Raw genomic sequence first — 3,009 nt, 5'->3', positions numbered from 1 at the left:
TTACTCGATTCAATTCAATATTTAGCTAATTCGATTCTCAATATCAATCAACAACCCGAACAGCAAGCTTCCTATAGCATTGAGTTGAATGGTTATCGCATTCAACGGCAGCAACAAATACAAACATTGGCGGAATCAGCTGCTCAACAAGTGCGTAGTACGGGGCAGGAGGTCGAAATCAAATCATTGAGTTCTGCTGAACGTCGTCAAGTACACACTTTTTTGGAGGGTTTAAGCGATTTGGAAACCTTTAGTCGAGGTAAAGAACCACACCGTCATCTCGTTGTCCGTCCAGCCGGAATTGAGTAAAAAAGATAAAAGTAAAAAGTAAAAAGTAAAAAGAGAATCCCCACAAATAAATTTAGATTGCGGAGAGCCTTAAAATAGTTTCTTTCTTTTACCTTCTTACTTCTTACTTTTGCCTTGTTGTATTAGAAAATTAATGCTTGAAAGATAGGATATAAAATTTCTTAGTTATTTGTGCAATCTGCACTTCTTTTTCCTGAGCATCAACGATTTTTTGTACTTCCTCAGGTAAGGGTTCGCGAGAGAGTATGTAAGTTTGTAGTGTTTGGAAAACGTTACCAATCACCATATACATTAATACACCTGCGGGTAACGGGAAAAACAAAAACATCCCGGAAAAGAGAACAGGAGTAATTTTATTAACCGTATCTTGGGAAGGGTTAGCATTGGTGGAATTTTGCCCGGAAAGCACTTGGCTGACATACAAGCTAATCCCGAAACACACTACCATTGCCACAATATCCCAATGTACTTTACCATCAGGGTCAACAGCTCCTACCCGACCCAAAGCATCAATAAACAAAAATCCGCGATCGGCTGCTAAACCAGGGATTGTTCCTTGGATGGTGACATCTCCAGCTTGTAGGGCTTCGACATTACCTTCAGCATCGATTTTAACGCGGTCTTCGCCTTTAATTATTTTCCACTCAGGGGTTAACTTTGTTTCGGGATGTTCTGCCAAAACTTGTGGGAATGGTTTACCTTCGAGACTCTGATACTCGATTTTTGTTTTTTCGCCAACCGCTAATTTGCTACCACCAGGGAGGATGGCTGTCACCTTAATATGTTCGCCATCGCTAACATATATATTTTGGGGTGCAGTGACAAAAGCTTGTGGTTGTAGACGTTCGATTTGTTCTGCTGGAAAAACTTGCAAGTTAACGCTGTAATTCACCCCAGCAAATGGCGAACCCCGCAAGGTCGCGAATAATGCTAGTAATACAGGCATTTGCAACAACAAGGGAAAACAACCCGCCAAAGGATTGCCAAACTCTTGCTGTGTTTTAACCATTTCCTCTTGTTGCTTTTGCGGATTGTCTTTATATTTTTCCTTAACTTCCGCCATCCGCTTTTGCATGACGGGTTGGACTATTCGCATTTTCCGCATATTGCGAATTTGCCCAGCACTCAGGGGATAGAGTGCCAAGCGAATAACTAACGTTAATGCTACGATCGCCAGTCCATAGCTGGGTACAAAACCATAGAAAAAGTCTATGATTGGCAGCATTACGTTGTTCGACAGAAACCCGATACCAAAATCCATTATTCTGAATTCAACCTGAGGTACTTAAATATTTGTCTGAATCTAATTTATCGAAATCGTCATTCCCTGAAACCAGTGTTTGACTACGGATAGCCGCACAATTTTACAGGAAAAAAGGGGGGAGAGTCTAAAGACCGATTTTTAGTCTTTGTCCTTTACCCTTTACCCTTTTAGCTTATTACTTTTGTACTCCGATCATTTTGGGATTTTTAACAGCGATACGCTCGTAAATGTAATCATAAATTTCTCGGAATCTGGGGATTGCCCGTAACTCTAGACGACTACCGTTTCTCAAAGTTACTACCATATCTCCCCACAAACCAAATCCACGAGGTACTTTTACGACTTTGACTATTTCTGAGTAGATAATATCAGTGCGATCGCGTCCCATCCAACCACCAATAACGGTAATCCGACGGTCTGTAATCCGAAACCGCAACCACAATGACCTGACAATTGCGCCAACTGTTAAAGGAAGCCCTAATACCGTGAAACCTAATAATATGCTTGTTATTAAGTCCCCTGTATGAGGACCACCTTCAAAATATACTTCTTCACGGATGCCCATTGAATACCTCGGCTTGTGCCAACAACTGCTCTAATTCTTGCAGAAATTGTTGGGTTACGCACTCTTCTTGTGTGACACTTGGCTTGACAACAAATACCAACCGCCAACCAGGTGACAATCTCGGCAGTAATTTATGCAAAGCTGCTGCTATTTTCCGCTTGATACGGTTGCGTACTACTGCCCGTTTACTCACTTTTGTGCTGATTGAAATGCCAATTTGTGCTGGCGGATATTCGATTTTCTCCCCAGGATTATCTGTTTTTACGGCAGTATTCTGAGAAGGTACCACAGAATTTGACGGTCGTAAAGCTCTTAAAGTCATATAAGAACCATGCCGACGTATCCCTTCCCGGAAGACTGCCTGAAAATCATGGCGAGATTTAAGTCTATGTGCTGAAGGCAAAGCCACTGCTTAATTTAAACGTGTTGGGTTGATGCTTTACTTTATAGCCCCTACACGCTCAAGCGATGGCGACCTTTTCTGCGACGTGCTTTTATCACGTTGCGTCCTGTTGGTGTCCGCATCCGCGCACGAAATCCAGATGTTCTCTTTCTTTTGCGATTAGTTCCGCCCAGGGTTCTTTTCATATTTTTCTCCTTTCAGGCAATTTTTTATACAAAAACTCACAATCTATTATCATATCACTTTAATGTAAATTCGTAAATTAGGGAAATTAGGGAATTCAAGACTGGAGGATAAAACAAGATAGTCTCGTTTACAGTACAACTAATCAATAAATATCAAAATCAACAGCCTACTTCTTATACCAATTACTTGTGAAGCTGCACATTATTTTGATTTCTCTCAACCTCCCCTACCCTGCGGGAACGCGGTAGACGCTTCGTCTTCTCGTAGAGTAGCGCGTAAAGC

Annotated in this window: 5 protein-coding genes; 1 reads left to right on the top strand and 4 read right to left on the bottom strand. The window is 41.6% G+C overall.

Translation table 11 applies throughout. The annotated features are described in order from the left end of the window. A partial coding sequence (locus CK510_RS28690) for a Jag family protein (protein ID WP_281257102.1) occupies positions 1 to 309 on the top strand: 309 nt, incomplete at its 5' end. Between the two features lie 130 nt (positions 310 to 439). Here the strand turns inward: CK510_RS28690 and yidC are convergent. The 4 genes from yidC to rpmH form a co-directional block, all read right to left on the bottom strand. Further along, the gene (gene yidC / locus CK510_RS28685) at positions 440 to 1,570 is read right to left on the bottom strand and encodes a membrane protein insertase YidC (RefSeq protein ID WP_095724879.1); all 1,131 of its coding nucleotides are present in this window, start codon (positions 1,568 to 1,570) and stop codon (positions 440 to 442) included. 178 nt (positions 1,571 to 1,748) lie between these two features. After that, positions 1,749 to 2,138: a PH domain-containing protein gene (locus tag CK510_RS28680; RefSeq protein ID WP_095724878.1), complete on the bottom strand. Its 390-nt coding sequence runs from the start codon at positions 2,136 to 2,138 to the stop codon at positions 1,749 to 1,751. Then, the gene (gene rnpA, locus CK510_RS28675) at positions 2,125 to 2,547 is read right to left on the bottom strand and encodes a ribonuclease P protein component (RefSeq protein ID WP_095724877.1); all 423 of its coding nucleotides are present in this window, start codon (positions 2,545 to 2,547) and stop codon (positions 2,125 to 2,127) included. The genes CK510_RS28680 and rnpA overlap by 14 nt, the downstream gene beginning before the upstream one ends. A gap of 44 nt (positions 2,548 to 2,591) precedes the next feature. Then, on the bottom strand, positions 2,592 to 2,726 hold the full coding sequence (rpmH, locus tag CK510_RS28670; protein ID WP_095724876.1) for a 50S ribosomal protein L34: 135 nt from the start codon (positions 2,724 to 2,726) through the stop codon (positions 2,592 to 2,594). Positions 2,727 to 3,009: the final 283 nt, after the last annotated feature.

Origin of the sequence: Brunnivagina elsteri CCALA 953, from assembly GCF_002289455.1 — a bacterium.
Lineage (GTDB): Bacteria > Cyanobacteriota > Cyanobacteriia > Cyanobacteriales > Nostocaceae > Brunnivagina > Brunnivagina elsteri.
The sequence above is the reverse complement of the archived record's forward strand: the minus strand, read 5'-3'. Positions and strand labels throughout refer to the sequence as shown.